The sequence below is a fragment of the Larkinella terrae genome, from assembly GCF_009668025.1.
Lineage (GTDB): Bacteria > Bacteroidota > Bacteroidia > Cytophagales > Spirosomataceae > Larkinella > Larkinella terrae.
Genome location: NZ_WJXZ01000001.1, coordinates 1,040,223 through 1,055,344, shown reverse-complemented (window position 1 = coordinate 1,055,344; position 15,122 = coordinate 1,040,223). Strand labels below are relative to the sequence as shown.

12 protein-coding genes are annotated in these 15,122 nt (G+C 54.2%); 10 read left to right on the top strand and 2 right to left on the bottom strand.

Translation table 11 applies throughout. The annotated features are described in order from the left end of the window. Positions 1–268: 268 nt before the first annotated feature. Positions 269–1,528: an FG-GAP repeat domain-containing protein gene (locus GJJ30_RS04165; RefSeq protein WP_154173427.1), complete on the top strand. Its 1,260-nt coding sequence runs from the start codon at positions 269–271 to the stop codon at positions 1,526–1,528. A gap of 48 nt (positions 1,529–1,576) precedes the next feature. Here the strand turns inward: GJJ30_RS04165 and GJJ30_RS04160 are convergent, their stop codons facing one another. Next, complete coding sequence (locus GJJ30_RS04160; RefSeq protein WP_154173425.1) at positions 1,577–4,459, bottom strand: putative Ig domain-containing protein; 2,883 nt, start codon at positions 4,457–4,459, stop codon at positions 1,577–1,579. Between the two features lie 143 nt (positions 4,460–4,602). Further along, positions 4,603–4,743, bottom strand: a complete 141-nt coding sequence (locus GJJ30_RS04155) for a hypothetical protein (RefSeq protein WP_154173423.1) — start codon at positions 4,741–4,743, stop codon at positions 4,603–4,605. A 435-nt stretch (positions 4,744–5,178) separates the two neighbouring features. Here GJJ30_RS04155 and GJJ30_RS04150 point away from each other — a divergent pair, with 435 nt between their 5' ends. The 9 genes from GJJ30_RS04150 to GJJ30_RS04110 all read left to right on the top strand — a co-directional run bounded on the left by GJJ30_RS04150 (position 5,179) and on the right by GJJ30_RS04110 (position 15,122). Beyond that, positions 5,179–5,943: a DeoR/GlpR family DNA-binding transcription regulator gene (locus tag GJJ30_RS04150; protein ID WP_154173421.1), complete on the top strand. Its 765-nt coding sequence runs from the start codon at positions 5,179–5,181 to the stop codon at positions 5,941–5,943. Positions 5,944–5,949: 6 nt separating this feature from the next. After that, positions 5,950–7,368 (top strand): L-fucose/L-arabinose isomerase family protein, encoded by a 1,419-nt coding sequence (locus tag GJJ30_RS04145; protein WP_154173419.1) that lies wholly within the window; start codon positions 5,950–5,952, stop codon positions 7,366–7,368. Positions 7,369–7,373: 5 nt separating this feature from the next. Next, positions 7,374–8,213 carry a transketolase gene (locus GJJ30_RS04140; protein ID WP_154173417.1) on the top strand — a complete coding sequence of 280 codons (840 nt, stop codon included), beginning with the start codon at positions 7,374–7,376 and terminating at the stop codon, positions 8,211–8,213. A gap of 20 nt (positions 8,214–8,233) precedes the next feature. Then, entirely contained in the window at positions 8,234–9,208 is a 975-nt protein-coding gene (locus GJJ30_RS04135) for a transketolase family protein (protein WP_154173415.1), read from the top strand. Between the two features lie 293 nt (positions 9,209–9,501). Further along, on the top strand, positions 9,502–10,929 hold the full coding sequence (locus GJJ30_RS04130) for a nucleoside hydrolase-like domain-containing protein (protein WP_154173413.1): 1,428 nt from the start codon (positions 9,502–9,504) through the stop codon (positions 10,927–10,929). A gap of 118 nt (positions 10,930–11,047) precedes the next feature. Beyond that, on the top strand, positions 11,048–12,007 hold the full coding sequence (locus tag GJJ30_RS04125) for a D-ribose ABC transporter substrate-binding protein (protein ID WP_229312936.1): 960 nt from the start codon (positions 11,048–11,050) through the stop codon (positions 12,005–12,007). A gap of 3 nt (positions 12,008–12,010) precedes the next feature. Next, positions 12,011–12,625: a DUF2291 domain-containing protein gene (locus tag GJJ30_RS04120; RefSeq protein WP_154173409.1), complete on the top strand. Its 615-nt coding sequence runs from the start codon at positions 12,011–12,013 to the stop codon at positions 12,623–12,625. 2 nt (positions 12,626–12,627) lie between these two features. Then, positions 12,628–14,130: a sugar ABC transporter ATP-binding protein gene (locus tag GJJ30_RS04115; RefSeq protein WP_154173407.1), complete on the top strand. Its 1,503-nt coding sequence runs from the start codon at positions 12,628–12,630 to the stop codon at positions 14,128–14,130. An 11-nt stretch (positions 14,131–14,141) separates the two neighbouring features. Further along, complete coding sequence (locus GJJ30_RS04110; protein WP_154173404.1) at positions 14,142–15,122, top strand: ABC transporter permease; 981 nt, start codon at positions 14,142–14,144, stop codon at positions 15,120–15,122.

Here is a 15,122-nt window from a genome sequence, read left to right as displayed (position 1 = left end):
CGGGCTTTAATCGGCATTTCAAAGCCCGGCACCGGCCGCCCGGCCTTTAGGGGGTTGGGGGCAAACCAAAGAAAGGGAAAATCTGATTTTTTGACAGTCTCTTAAAAGTTGTTCATTGTTCATTCGGGGCCGCCCGGCGGTTAATTACTCATTCTATAGGAGACAGTTAGACAAAAGAGAAAAGATGATAGATTATCTCATTGATTTTTAACCGGTTAATCGCTTATCTATTCTCTTTTTTCTTTTGTCTTAATATAATTCAAGAGCTATGAACACGAGACTAAACCGGTATTTAGTGAGCGGAATGCTGCTTTCCGTTTCGCTGACGAATGCGTATAGCCAGGAAAAACCGCTGTTCAAAATGCGGCAGCAGATGGCGACCGGAACGGCCACCAGCGCGGACAGGTCCGGAAAACCGGTCGTGGCGTCCAATGATTTCAAAAAGACGAAGCTGACCGGCGATTTCATCTCGGAAGGCGTTGCGGTGGCCGACCTGAACAAAGACGGCAAGCTCGACATTGTGACCGGTTATTACTGGTTCGAAGCGCCGACCTGGACGCGGCATGAGCTGGCGCCGTCGCGGGTTTTTGATCCACGCAAGGAGTACAGCAATTCGTTCCTGAACCTGGGCATGGACGTGAACCAGGACGGTTGGGACGATGTCGTGATCGTTGACTTTCCCGGAAAACCCGGTTTCTGGTTTGAAAACAATCAAAACAAACCGGGCGAATGGCAGAGACATATCCTGGCCGATTCCGTCGGCATTGCCAACGAATCCCCCGGTTTTATCGACATCAACGGCGACGGTCGGCTCGATATTCTCTGCGGTGATAAAGCCAAAAAGCAGATTGTCTGGTTGCAGGCTCCCGAAAAACCGGGCGAAACGGAGTGGAAACGGTTTGCGATGAGCGCGGAAAACGTGCCGGGAACCGAGATTTTCTCGCACGGCATCGGTTATGGCGACGTGAACAAAGACGGCATCAAGGACGTCGTGGTGCGGGAGGGGTGGTTTGAAGGAACCGCTGACAAAAAAGCCGCCAACTGGGTCTTTCATCCGGCCAACCTGGGCGAGCCCTGTTCGCATATGCAGGTGCTGGACGTCAACGGCGACGGCAAAAACGACGTCGTGAGTGCGTCGGCGCACGCGCTGGGCATCTGGTGGCACGAACAGATCATCGATGAAACCGGTAAGCTCAATTTCAAAACGCATTTGATGAGCAACACCACGGCCCAGACGCACTCGTCGATCATGGCCGACCTGAACGCCGACGGCCGCGCCGATTACATTACCGGGAAGCGGTTTCTGGCGCACCACGGCCGCGACCCCGGCGACAGCGATCCGGCCATTTTACTGTGGTTTGAATTTACGCCCGGGAAAGAGCCGTTTTACAAAGAACACGTCATCGATACCGATTCCGGGGCCGGGCTCAACATTGTGGTGCAGGACATGAACGGCGACAAAAAACCGGACATCGTTATTGCCAATAAAAACGGCGTTTTCCTGTTCGAAAACAAGATCAAAAAATAGCGGTTTTCAACGAGGAGAAGCCCGGCATCCACCGGGCTTCTTTGATGATTAATGGCTCTTGAGCACCTTCACGGTTTTGGAAGCCGAAGCCGTGCTTACCCGCAGCACCAGCAGACCCGGCGCTACCTTACTGACTGAAACGATTGGCTGTTCCACCGCTTTCGCTTTCTCAATCTGCTGTTCACTGATCAACCGCCCGCTGGCGTCCGTTACCTGCAACCGTAACGGCTGACCTTCTTGACCTCGAATTTCCACCTGAATCTGATCCGTTACCGGATTTCCCAGAACCGTCACCTGAAGGTCTCCGGCGCTTTCCGCCGACAAGCGGGCCTGGGCGCATTGGTAGGTTTTTGGTGACCCTTTCAAGACAAAACCGCTGCCGAGTACGCGGGCCTTAACCGGCGTGCTGCTGGCCAGGCTGGGTGGAGCTGTAAAATTGTAGGCATGGGCGCCGTTGCCTTTTCCGGCATCTTTCAGATCGGACCGGTAGATGTTCGCCAGTGTACTTCCCAGAACCGTTATACTACCGGGGCTGGGTTCGGTATAAAATTCGACGGTAAACGGCGTATTGGGCTTGTTGCGATCCCAGACCCAACCGCGAATACCGCCACAATCCAGTTTGTCGAGATACCCGTCGAAATCGCCGGTTATCGCCGAACTGGGGGCTGGAAGAACCGTCAGATTGAAGCTCACGCTGTTCGTCGAACCGGGTCCGTCCGTGGCTGAGTACGTCAGTAAAAACGTCCCGACCTGGGTCGGTGTGCCGCTGATGACGCGGCTGGTGGCATCCAGCGTCAGTCCGATCGGTAAACCGCTCAGGCTATACGTCAGCGGACCGCCTTCGGGGTCGGTAAAAGCCACCAGTGTACCCGAAAAAGGCACGTTTTCCTGCGCCACCAGCGGAGCGATCAAAACCGTTGGGGTGGGAGGAACCGGCGGCAGGTTGCCCGGCGGCACGGCGCTGTTCTGGCAGATCAGGGCTTTCGGCGAATCCTTGAGAATGAAGCTGCTACCTGTTACCCGGGCTTTGAGCGTATGAGGCAAATTGTCTTTCAGGGCGTCGGGAATGGCAAACGTGAAGGCGTGTTTGCCGTTGCCTTTGCCCGCATTGAGCAGATCCTGCCGAAAATCCCCGGCCGGAATTGTCGCGATAACGCTGGCACCATCGAGTATATCGACCGATACCACAGTATTGCCTTTGTTGCGATCCCAGGCCCAGCCGCGGAAACTCCCGCAGTCTGCTCCGTAAATATAACCGTCGAAGCTGCCACTGACCGGGGCTGCGGTAATGGTGGCGGTCGCCGAACCGGGTTGGCTGGCGCAACTTCCCACCGTACAGGTTGCCGAATAAATGATCGTACCAACGGCGTTCGTCGGGACGGCAATCGTTGTGCCGCTGCCGCTGGTGGCATTGCTTCCCTGCCAGTTGAGCGTTCCGGTTTCACAGCCGGTAATGGTGAAATTCACGGAGGAAGCATTTTGCGTCACCGTCAGGCTGCTCTCGCCCGCCGACGAAATAACCGGTGGAGACGGCTGATCGCCCTGGAACTCGAACGCGCCGATATCGACGATGCCGCCGTTGTAGAACCGGGGATTGCCCGCCAGATCGGTCGTGCCGCTGGTCACCGTCGTACTGCCGGGATCGCCCGCATTGATGGCGGGCGAACAGGCGGTCAATTGCAGATCGGTAGCGCTCACAAAAGGCAAAACCGATGTGGTGAGGTTATTGGCACCGGTATAACCGGCCACTGTCGGCTCGAACAGGCAATAATTGGCGATGATGGTGGCCGCATTTAGGTTCAGGAAGGTTTGCGCCCCGCCGTTGTTCCAGAAACTACAGTTTTTAAAGGTCGTCGTGCCCGACGTTTGGTACGAAACTCCTCCGCCCTGCACGGAAGTATTGCCCGAAAAGCTGCAATTGGTAAACGTCTGAACGGTGTAGTTTAACGACACCCCGCCCCGCTCGGCCGAATTGTCGGTAAAACTGCAATTTGTCACTTTCGGACTTCCGCCGTCGTTGGCGATTACCCCGCTGTTGGATGTCGATGAATTACCGGTAAAACTACAATTATTGATGACCGGAACACAGGAACCACCACCCGAAAGTCCGTTGTACATGGCTCCGCCGTTTGACGACGAATTTTCCATAAAACTACAATTGGTAATCACCGGGCTAACAGTACCGAAATACGCAAAATTATAGATGGCTCCGCCCGTGGCCGTATTGCTTAAAAAGGCGCAATTGGTGATCACCGGGCTGCTGATCCCTCCTGAACCGGACAGGTTGGACATCGCTCCGCCCTGGGAGGCTTTGTTCATGATAAAGTGGCAATTGGAAACGGTGGGGCTGCCGCCCACATTGATCATCCCCGCGCCGTGTATATCGCCCTCCTCAACTAGACTGTTGGCATTGCCGCCGGTAACGACAAAACCGTCGAGTACGGCACTCGCAGTCAGTGGGATACCGGTATTCTTGATGACATGGTACGAGTTGTCCGCTGTCCCGGCAGCGTTGATCTCTCCGCTGAGAATGGCGCCGGAAGGAGTATTCAGGTTAATCGCGGGGCGCTCGCTCAGCAGCGTTTCGTCGCCCTCAAAACCGCCATAAAGAGCGACATGGTTTCGCATCAAAAAGCTGATGGTTCGGTCGGCACCGCTGGTCGGTTTGTAGGCACCACTCGCTACCCACACCTGCACGTCTTCGTCCGAATGGCTTTGTGAATAGGTGCTGGCGGCATCGATGGCAGTTTGGAGCTGGGTCGCGCCGTAGGCCGTTGTCCAGGAAAGACCATCCTTGATGGAGGCCCCTCCGCTCACGGTAACGTAAAATTTCGTCTGGCTGTAGACCGTTGTCAGGCTGGTCAGGAACAGTAACGTCAGGAATGTGGTAAAACGCTGAGCGAGCGTACAAAAAGGTAAAGAAGTCTTCATCAGAAAGGGAGTTGACGTGTGGTGATCCAATTCGTGACTTAAATGTAATTCCCTTCCCGGCCGTTCAACAGCCGCAGTTGGTAATGGGTGGAATTTGTGGCATAACTGACGGAAAAGCGCGGTCAGCAGGTGGAGAGCTTCGGTTATCGGGCGGTTCGACTGGTATCCTGTGTTTCCGGAGGCAGTTTCATGACGTCAACTTCATAGCCGCTTCTGGTCATGATCCAGTAGGCAACCAGCAGTAGCCCGATAATAATAAGAATCAGTTTTGTGGATTTCTTCATGGGTTTCGGGATAGATTCAAGTCTAACTTACGGGAAATAATTAAAACTCACCTTGCTGACTGTGAACTATTTAGGTAACGGTCGAAGACTTTACTGCGCTGACAAAACCGCATTGGCTCCGGAATATTTCCGTTATGACGGGCAATCAAAGTACACCAATCCTTTTTTCTGCTTTGATCATCGGTAGTTCTCAAAATTTACGTAACAATAAAAAATAAACGAAAGGAAATAGCTAATAAACAGCAATTCGTGTCCGATTGAAGTCCGGTTTAGATATAATTTTAGAGGTATTAAATTTTACAATGCTAATTATATTTTTCGTTTATTATTTTTTACTTTCTTTTACTTTCGTAAATTGCCTTTGATTTACGATTCCGGTTAGGCGGGAAAGAAATTCTATCTGTTCCGAAATCACGCAAAACGAACCACAGCACCATGCTAGCCAATCAGCGCCGGGATAAAATACTTGAACTGCTCAAGGAAGATGGTTCGGCCAAGGTGATCGATCTGGCGAAGCTCTTTAAAGTGACCGAAGTAACCATCCGTCAGGATCTGGAAAAACTGGAAAGGGACGGGCTGGTGACCAAGGAACACGGGGGCGCTTTTCTGAAAACCGTGGAAAACCAGGTCCGGACGTTCTCGCTGGGCAACCAGGAAAACATCGACAAAAAAGAACGGATTGCGGCCAAGTGCCTGGAATACATCGAAAGTGGCGACACCATCATTCTCGATTCAGGGTCGACAACGACCGAAATTGCCAAGAAGCTACGCGGAATCAAAAACCTGACCGTCATCACCAACGCCCTGAACATCGCCCTGATTCTGGGTGCCGAACCGGGCATCGAGGTGATCATGACCGGGGGCGAATTCAAACCGCCGACGCTGTCGCTCACCGGCCAGAAAGCCGCCGACTTTTTCAAAGGATTAAACGTGCAGAAACTGTTTCTGGCCACCGCCGGGATCTCGCTGAAATCCGGGCTTACCTACCCGAGTATCAGCGATTTAGTGGTGAAAAAAGCCATGATCGATGCCGCCGATACGACGTATCTGGTGGCCGATTCGACCAAAATCGGGAAGAGCGCGTTCGCCAGCCTGGGGGCGCTGTCGCTGATCGATTACATCGTTACTGACGCCGGGATCGAGGAAAAAGACAAACAGGTTTTTCACGACAACGAAATCGAATTACTCATTGCCAGTTAACTCACTATGACTAAAAAGGAAAGCGCGCCGATCAGTTTGGGCGTCATTATTGGAAACCGCGATTTTTTTCCGGATCGGCTGGTGGCGGAGTCGCGGGTCGAAATCATCGACATTCTGAAAAAACACCATATCAATCCGATTCTGCTGAGCACGGAAGATACCAAGCTGGGCGGGGTAGAAACATTTCAGGATGCGCGGAAATGCGCGGATCTGTTCCGGAACCACCGCGATGAAATCAGCGGGGTGCTGGTGGTTCTGCCGAATTTCGGCGACGAACGCGGGGTGGCCGAAACGCTGAAACTGGCCGGTCTGAACGTACCGGTTTTGATCCATGCGTATCCCGATGACCTCAATAAGCTGGACGTGGCCCGCCGTCGCGATTCGTGGTGTGGGAAAATTTCGGTCTGCAACAACCTCTACCAGTTTGGGATCAAATACTCGCTGACGACACAGCACGTTGTTCGTCCGACCGATGCCGGTTTTACGCAGGATCTGCTGAATTTCATCGGCGTCTGCCGGGTGGTGCGCGGGTTGCGGAACGTGCGGATCGGTGCGGTGGGCGCGCGTCCGGGCGGTTTTAACACGGTTCGGTACAGCGAAAAAATTCTGCAGCGCAACGGTATTTCGGTGGTAACCATCGACTTATCCGAAATTCTGGGCAATGCCGACAAACTGACGAAAGACGACGCCAGCGTAAAAGCGCGGCTGGAAGCCATCAAAGCCTACGCCCCGACGGGCCGGACGCCGGACGATAAACTGGTGCAGATTGCCAAGCTCGACGTGGTGTTGAACGATTTTGTGGAACAGAATTCGCTCGATGCCACCGCCATTCAGTGCTGGACCTCGATTCAGCAAAACTACGGCTGCAACGTCTGCACGAGCATGAGTATGATGAGCGAAAACATGTTGCCGAGCGCGTGTGAGGTCGATGTAACCGGTACCCTGAGCATGTACGCGATGCAACTGGCATCCGGTTCGCCGAGCGCGCTGGTCGACTGGAACAACAATTACGCCGACGACGAAAACAAGTGCGTGCTGTTCCACTGCGGCAACTGGGCCAAATCGTTTTTGCCGGACATTGAAATCAGCACCGCGCCGATTCTGGGCACCACCGTGGGGGAAGAAAATACCTACGGCGCTCTGGCGGGCCGTACCCCGGCTTCTCCGCTGACATTCGGACGCATCAGCACCGATGATTCGAAAGGCATTATCAAGGCGTACGTCGGCGAAGGCCGACTGACCGACGATGCGCTGAATACGTTCGGAAACCGGGCGGTGGCCGACATTCCGAATTTGCAGGGGCTGATGCAGTACGTTTGCCGCAACGGTTTTGAACACCACGTGGTGATGAACGCTTCGAAAACCGCCGGCATTCTGAAAGAAGCGTTTGAAAATTACATGGGCTGGGAAGTCTACGAACATTGAAGGTAATGACAGACAAGGAGTTAGCATTAAAGTCGGTCGAGTATCGCAGGAAAATCCTGAAGTACATTGTGGAAGCCAAAGCCGGGCATACCGGCGGCAGTCTGTCGTGCGTGGATATCCTGAACGTGCTGTATAACCACGTGATGAATGTCAGCCCGGAAAACTTCAAATCGCCCCTGCGCGACCGCTATATTCAAAGCAAAGGCCACACGGTGGAAGCGCTGTACGTGGTGCTGGCCGACCAGGGTTTTTTCCCGGAATCGGATCTGCTGACACTCTGTAAATACGGTTCGCACTACATTGGCCACCCCACGAAAAAGGTCAACGGTATTGAACAAAATACCGGTTCGCTCGGGCACGGTCTGTCGCTCAGCGTGGGTACGGCCCTGGCCGCCAAACTCGACGGTTTGGATTACCGGGTTTTTACGATGCTGGGCGACGGCGAACTGCCCGAAGGCTCGAACTGGGAAGGCGCTTTGTTAGCGTCTCATTATCAGTTGGATAATCTGTGTGCGATTGTCGATAAAAACGGCTTGCAGATTTCGGGGCCAACCGCCGACGTGTGCAATACGGACCCGCTTGACCGGAAATTTGAAGCGTTCGGCTGGGAAGTCCGGCACGTCGACGGGCACGATCTGGGCGCACTGAAAGAAGCTTTTGCGGCTTTGCCGTTTGCGACCGGAAAACCGAGTCTGATCATTGCCCATACCGTCAAGGGCCGGGGTGTCAGTTACATGGAAAATCAGCTGAAGTGGCACCACGGCGTTCCAAATGCCGATCAGTACGCGCACGCGCTGGAAGAATTGGAAGCGGCTACGGCGGCCCTCCAGGCGGCCCTCCGCTGAGAAACGAAAGTGATACAATTATGGCAGAAATGACGCAAAACGAACTCGCTACGTATAAGGCTAACCTGGATGTGTTTTCCGGTACGCTGCAGGAATTGGCCGAAACCGACCGCACGATTCTGGTAGTGACCAGCGACTCGCGGGGCTCCGGCAAACTGGTGCCTTTCGGTCAGAAATACCCCGCTCAGATCGTTGAAATCGGCATTGCCGAGCAAAATCTGGTGGGTGTGGCGGCTGGCCTGGCGTCGACCGGCAAAAAGGTTTTTGCCGTTTCGCCCGCCTGTTTTCTGACGGCCCGCTCGTTCGAGCAGATCAAAACCGATGTGGCGTATTCGGATAATCCGGTGAAACTCATCGGCATCAGCGCCGGGGTGAGCTACGGGGCGCTGGGTTCGACGCACCATAGCCTGCACGATTTTGCGGCCTTGCGGGCGGTTCATAACCTGATCGTCGTGGCTCCGGCGGATAATTTTGAAGCCGAACACGCCATTCGGCGGGCGGCCGAAACCGAGCATCCGATTTACATCCGGTTTGGCAAGAAAGCGATGCCTTACCTGACCGAAGACCCCAGCCGCCGGTTTGAATTTGGCAAAGGAAGCGTCGTTCGGGAAGGGGCCGATCTGGTCATTATTGGCACGGGTGAAACGGTTTACCCGGCGGTGCTGGCGGCCAACCGGCTGGAAAATGTCTACGGAATCCGGACGACGGTGGTCAGTATGCACACCATCAAACCGCTGGATTACGAACTGCTGGCGAAGCTGGCCGAAACCGGTGCGCCGATCATCACGGCGGAAGAACACAGCGTATTTGGCGGTCTGGGCGAAGCCTGCGCGTCGTTTCTGATGCAGCACGGTTTTCATAATCCGTTCAAAATCATGGGAATTCCGGATGAATATACCGTTACCGGTTCGCAGATCGAGATTCTCCATCACTACGGTTTGTCGGAAGAAGGAATTGCCGAAGCCGGATTCAAACTGGTTGATGCCAGGAAGTAGTTTATCTGTTTCAACGTAAACTGTGAAAATTAGGTAATTGATTATCAATCAGTAGAATCCCGTAGGGATACAATCTTTGTAGCAAAGAAGCACCCAACGATTCCCAGCGTGCCGTAGGTACGCAACTTTGGTGTCAGATTGCGTACCTACGGCACGCTGAAAAGCAGATATCCCAATTTTCTACAAACATTACGTCCCAACGGGACGTAAAATTACAATCATTTAATTTATAATCAGGATGTTATCCTAAAAATTGATAAGCCCTAAACCTGTTTTGACCGATTATTTCCCGCATGAAAAATACGCTCTTTCGCCGATTAACTTTTGCACTGGTTTTAACGTGCGGTTTTTATGCGGTAACCGTTGGACAGGCGCCGGGAACCGCTCAAAAACGGCGGGTGCTGGTGCTGACCGACATTGAAAATGAGCCGGATGATGCCCAGTCGATGGTGCGGTTTCTGACTTATTCCAATCAGTGGGATGTGGAAGGACTGATTGCGACGACCTCGGTGCATCAGCGCAACCGGGTGGCTCCGGAGCGGATTCGGCAGATTGTGGAAGCTTACGGCAAAGTGCGAAACAACCTCTTGCTGCACGAAAAAGGTTATCCCGAAACGAGTTACCTGCTCGGCATTATCAAAAAAGGGTACGCAAATTACGGCCTGGAAGCTGTCGGCCCCGGCAAGGATTCGGAAGGCTCGGAACACATCATTGCCGTGGTGGACCGGAAAGACGACCGGCCGGTCTGGATTCCGGTTTGGGGGGGCGCCAATTGCCTGGCGCAGGCCATCTGGAAAGTCCGCCAGACCCGCACGCCGGAAGAACTTGACCGGTTTATTGCCAAAATTCGTGTCTATACGATTTCGGATCAGGACGATGCGGGGCCGTGGCTGCGCAAAACCTTCCCCAACCTGTTTTTTATCGCCAGCCCCGGTTTTCACGACGGGGGGGCGTACCACTTCGGTGCCTGGACCGGCATCAGCGGGGACAAGTTTCACGGGCGGTTTACAGGTGCCGATTTTAGCCTGGTCGATAACCCCTGGCTCGACGAAAATATCCGTACCAACCACGGTCCGCTGGGTGCCGAACACCCGCAAACCAAGTTTTTGATGGAAGGCGATACGCCGTCTTTTTTCTTTCTGATTGACAACGGTTTGAGCGATCCCGAGCACCCGAATTACGGCAGCTGGGGCGGCCGTTACGAGTTCTACACGCCCCGGACGCGGAAGTGGTTTCACGACCCGGAAACCCGGCCGTTTTGGGCCGACGCCGAAGACGAAGTGCTGGGCGTCGATGGCAATTACCACACCAGCAACAAAGCCACGATCTGGCGCTGGCGGCAGGCATATCAGCACGATTTTGCCGCCCGCATCGACTGGACCGTCAAACCGTATAAGGAAGCCAATCACCCGCCCGTGGCGGTTTTGAAACACGCCAATGAATTGCGGGCGAAAAGTGGCGAAAAGGTGGTTTTGAGTGCCGAAGGTTCAACGGACCCCGACGGCAACGCGCTGGCGTACGAATGGATTTATTACCGCGAACCGGGTAGTTATGACAGTAATCGACCGCTGGAAATACAGGATAAACAGCAAAAAACCGCTTTTATCATGGCGCCTAAAGTGACTAAACCGGAAACGATCCACGTCATTCTGGCCGTGACCGACAACGGAAAACCGGCCCTGACGCGCTACCAGCGGGTGATTCTGACGGTTTTTCCGTAAGGAATTTACCCCCAACTCCCCCTAAAGGGGCTTCCAAATCCAAATGGTTTCGCCCTAGGGGGTTGGGGGCCCAAAAGTAAACATCTCTTAACCGATTGTGCATCGAATGAACAAGCTGATGAGGTACAAGGTCCTACCGGTTTTTCTGCTGCTGACGGGTTTGCTGGTGGTCGGCGGTTGCCGGAAATCGTCCGGTGAAAAAGGCGCGAAAAAGGTGGCGGTGATCATTTCAACGCTGAACAATCCGTGGTTTGTGGTGCTGGCCGAAACGGCGGCTGCGCAGGCCAAATCGCTGGGTTACGAAGCGAAAATCTTTGATTCCCAGAATAATACTGCGCTGGAAAGCGACCACTTTGAAAATGTCATTGTTTCCGGTTTCGACGCCATTCTGTTCAATCCGACGGATGCCGACGGGTCGATTGTGAACGTCATGAAAGCTAAAGAAGCCGGAATACCGGTTTTTTGCATGGACCGCGAAGTCAATTCGGTCAAGGCTGCCACCTCGCAGATTCTGTCCGACAACTACGCGGGCTGCGTGGCCATCGGGAAATACTTTGTGCAAACGATGCCGAAAAAAGCCGCGGGTGTTAAATACGCCGAAATTCTGGGACTGGTGGGCGACAACAACACCTGGAACCGGTCGAAGGGCTTTCACAGCGTCGTTGATCTGTACCCGAATCTGAAAATGGTGGCGCAGCAAAGCGCTGATTTTGACCGAAATAAAGCGCTGGAAGTGGTCGAGTCCATTTTGCAGGCTTACCCGGATATTGAAGGAATTTTCTGCGGCAACGACGCCATGGCGATGGGCGCTTACCAGGCCGTGATGGCCGCCGGCAAAGCCAAAGAAATCAGGGTGTACGGTTTCGACGGCGCGCAGGACGTGATCGAGTCGATCAGCAACGGAAAAATCATGGCAACGGGGCTGCAATCGCCCGAGACGATGGCAAAAACCGCGGCCCTGTACGCCGACGAGTTTTTCAAGGGGAAGCGGGATTTTCCGCAGAAAATGCCGGTAGCTGTTGAACTGGTTTCGCAGGCTAACATTAAGGATTACAGCGCATTGACCAAACGAAACTGAGCCATGAACAAGAACGGTTTGAAATATGGCGTACTGGTTTTGCTGCTGGCGGTGGTGGCTTATAACTCCGTGTATTTCAGGAAACTGGACGAAAAGAAAGCGAGTGCCGCCACCACGAAATTCGACGCGGCTGCCTACGCCGATGCGTTCTGGAAAACCAAATTGCTGCCGGATTCGGGGAAAGCTATTGAGCTGAATATGCTGATTCAGGAGTTAAAAACCGATAAGGACAAGGCGTTTGAGGCCCATTCCCACGCGCTGAGCATCGGCAACCTGCGGTATTTTCTGGTGCGGGGAACCGGAAAAATAACCGCCATCGGCGACCACGACGTGACGGTTTTGCTGGCCAACGGCCCCGAAGTTACCATTGCCACAGAATACGTTTTCGGAAATGCCGCCCGCGATGCGTCGGGGCAGATACGGCTCACCGATTTCGATAACACGATGGATCTGAACAACGTATCGTCCGAGATCAATAAAATCATCCGGAACCGGGTGGTGGCGCCGTTCAAGGCCAGCGCGAAAACCGGTCAGGAAGTGAGTTTTATCGGAGCTATTGAATTGAATCGGGAACACCTGCATACCGACGCCATCGAAGTGATTCCGATCCATATTTAGCCATGTTAAGAGCGGAGAACATAACGAAACGATTTGCGGGCGTCACGGCGCTGGAGAACGTCTGTCTAGAATTTCAGGCCGGAAAAGTGAACGCCGTCATCGGCGAAAACGGCGCTGGCAAATCCACGCTGATGAAGATCCTTTCGGGCGTTTATCCGGATTACGAAGGGCGGATTTTGTACAAGGGAAAAACCGTGCGGTTTTCGTCTCCGCGCGAGGCCCAGGATGGCGGCATTGCCATTATCCACCAGGAACTCAACCTGATTCCGTACCTGAGCATCACCGAAAATGTCTTTCTGGGCCGCGAACTGACGACCAGTTGGGGGACGCTCGACAAAAAGGCGATGCGGGCGCGAACGCAGCAGTTGCTGGATCGGCTGAAGCTCGCGGTGAGCCCCGATACGCTGGTGGCCGAATTGAAAGTCGGGCAGCAGCAGGTGGTCGAAATTGCCAAGGCGCTGCTGATCGATTCGGAAGTGATCATCATGGACGAGCCGACCTCGGCCATCAGCGAAAGCGAAGTAGAGGTGCTGTTTTCGATCATCGCGGATCTGAAAAAATCAAATAAAACGATCGTGTACATCTCGCACAAACTGGACGAACTGTTCAAAATGGCCGACCGGTTTGTGGTGCTGCGCGACGGCAAATCCATCGAATCCGGCGAGATCCGCGGAATGACACACGACGACATCATTCGGAAAATGGTGGGGCGGGAGGTGCAGACCATCCGACGGCAGACCCGGATTGAAAACATAAAGCCGCTGCTCACCGTGAAAGATCTGTGTCTGAAACACCCCGTCCGGACTCAGGAAAACCTGTTGAAAAACATTTCGTTCCACGTCGATCGGGGTGAAATCGTCGGAATTTTCGGGCTGATGGGTGCCGGTCGGACCGAGCTGCTGGAAACGCTTTTCGGCCTGCATCCAAAACGCAGTCACGGTACGGTTTTCCTGGATGAACGGAAACTGACCGTCCGTAAACCCGCCGATGCCATCGACGCCGGTTTGGCGCTGGTGCCCGAAGATCGCAAGAAAGACGGGCTGGTGCTGGGGCTGGACGTTCGCACTAACATCAGCCTGACCAATCTCAAAAGTCTGGAACAGAGCGGTTTTCTGAATAAAACGAAAGAAATCGCGCTGGCGAAAAAATATGTGGCCGACCTGAAAATCAAGACATCGTCGGAGAAACAGCTGGCCCAAAACCTGAGTGGTGGCAATCAGCAGAAAATCGTGCTGTCGAAATGGCTGGCCACGCATCCGAAGCTGCTGATGCTCGACGAACCCACGCGCGGCATCGATGTGAACGCCAAAAACGAAATTTATAAACTGATTTTGCAACTCGCCGGCGAAGGCATGGGCATTCTGGTGGTTTCGTCGGAACTACCGGAAATCATGGCCATTTCCGACCGCATTCTGGTCATGAGCGAAGGCAGCCTGACGTCGGAACTGTCCGTCGATGCTTCCGAAGACGAGATTCTGAAAGCCGCTATTCCGCAAACCATTTAATGTCGAAACCCATGCAGATTTCCTTGCAGACCTACCGACCCGCCCTCCTGAAATTTCAATCGCTGATTGCGCTGCTGATTCTCTGCCTCACGATCGGCCTGCTTTCCGATAAATTCTTTACCGTTGCCAACGGCTGGAACGTGCTCCGGCAGATCTCCGTCAACGTCTGCATTTCCGTCGGCATGACGCTGGTGGTGCTCACCGCCGGAATCGATCTGTCGGTTGGCTCGGTGCTGGCGCTTTCCGGGGCGATTGCCGCCGGTTTACTGCGGAATGGCATCGAATTACCCGCCAGCAATCTGTACATCGGTTTTACGGTTTTCGGGGCCATCGTGGCCGGGCTACTGACCGGCAGCGTCCTGGGCTGGTTCAACGGCTGGGCCATTACGCGCTTCAAATTACCGCCTTTTGTGGCTACGCTGGCCATGCTGACCATTGCGCGCGGGCTGACGATGCTCTGGACCGAAGGCTTTCCGATCACCGGTTTGGGCGACTCGTTTACCTTTCTCGGAACCGGCTGGTTGCTGGGCATTCCGCTGCCCGTCTGGATTTCCGGCGGCATTGTGCTCGTCGTGGTTTTGTTGATGGACCAGACCCGGTTCGGGCGGTACGTCTACGCCATTGGCGGGAGCGAAAGTGCGGCCCGGCTTTCGGGCGTTAACATCAACCGCATCAAAATGCTGGTTTACACGATGGCGGGCGGACTGGCTGCGGTGGGCGGTTTGCTGGTGACTTCGCGGCTGGATTCGGCCCAGCCCAACGCCGGAACGAGCTACGAACTGGATTCCATTGCGGCTGTCGTCATCGGCGGAACCTCGCTTTCGGGCGGACGGGGCAGCATTCTGGGCACGGTGCAGGGCGCGGTCATCATCGGGGTATTGAACAACGGACTGGTGTTGCTGAACGTTTCGCCGTTCTGGCAGCAGGTCGTCAAAGGCATCGTGATTCTGCTGGCGGTTATCATCGATAAATCCAGTTCGCGCAACGACTAA

Coding starts and splice junctions, on each gene's coding strand:
- GJJ30_RS04160 (WP_154173425.1), bottom strand. CDS start 4,459: ATGAAGACTTCTTTACCTTTTTGTACGCTCGCTCAGCGTTTTACCACA.
- GJJ30_RS04125 (WP_229312936.1), top strand. CDS start 11,048: ATGAGGTACAAGGTCCTACCGGTTTTTCTGCTGCTGACGGGTTTGCTG.
- GJJ30_RS04155 (WP_154173423.1), bottom strand. CDS start 4,743: ATGAAGAAATCCACAAAACTGATTCTTATTATTATCGGGCTACTGCTG.
- GJJ30_RS04165 (WP_154173427.1), top strand. CDS start 269: ATGAACACGAGACTAAACCGGTATTTAGTGAGCGGAATGCTGCTTTCC.
- GJJ30_RS04120 (WP_154173409.1), top strand. CDS start 12,011: ATGAACAAGAACGGTTTGAAATATGGCGTACTGGTTTTGCTGCTGGCG.
- GJJ30_RS04150 (WP_154173421.1), top strand. CDS start 5,179: ATGCTAGCCAATCAGCGCCGGGATAAAATACTTGAACTGCTCAAGGAA.
- GJJ30_RS04135 (WP_154173415.1), top strand. CDS start 8,234: ATGGCAGAAATGACGCAAAACGAACTCGCTACGTATAAGGCTAACCTG.
- GJJ30_RS04110 (WP_154173404.1), top strand. CDS start 14,142: ATGCAGATTTCCTTGCAGACCTACCGACCCGCCCTCCTGAAATTTCAA.
- GJJ30_RS04130 (WP_154173413.1), top strand. CDS start 9,502: ATGAAAAATACGCTCTTTCGCCGATTAACTTTTGCACTGGTTTTAACG.
- GJJ30_RS04140 (WP_154173417.1), top strand. CDS start 7,374: ATGACAGACAAGGAGTTAGCATTAAAGTCGGTCGAGTATCGCAGGAAA.
- GJJ30_RS04115 (WP_154173407.1), top strand. CDS start 12,628: ATGTTAAGAGCGGAGAACATAACGAAACGATTTGCGGGCGTCACGGCG.
- GJJ30_RS04145 (WP_154173419.1), top strand. CDS start 5,950: ATGACTAAAAAGGAAAGCGCGCCGATCAGTTTGGGCGTCATTATTGGA.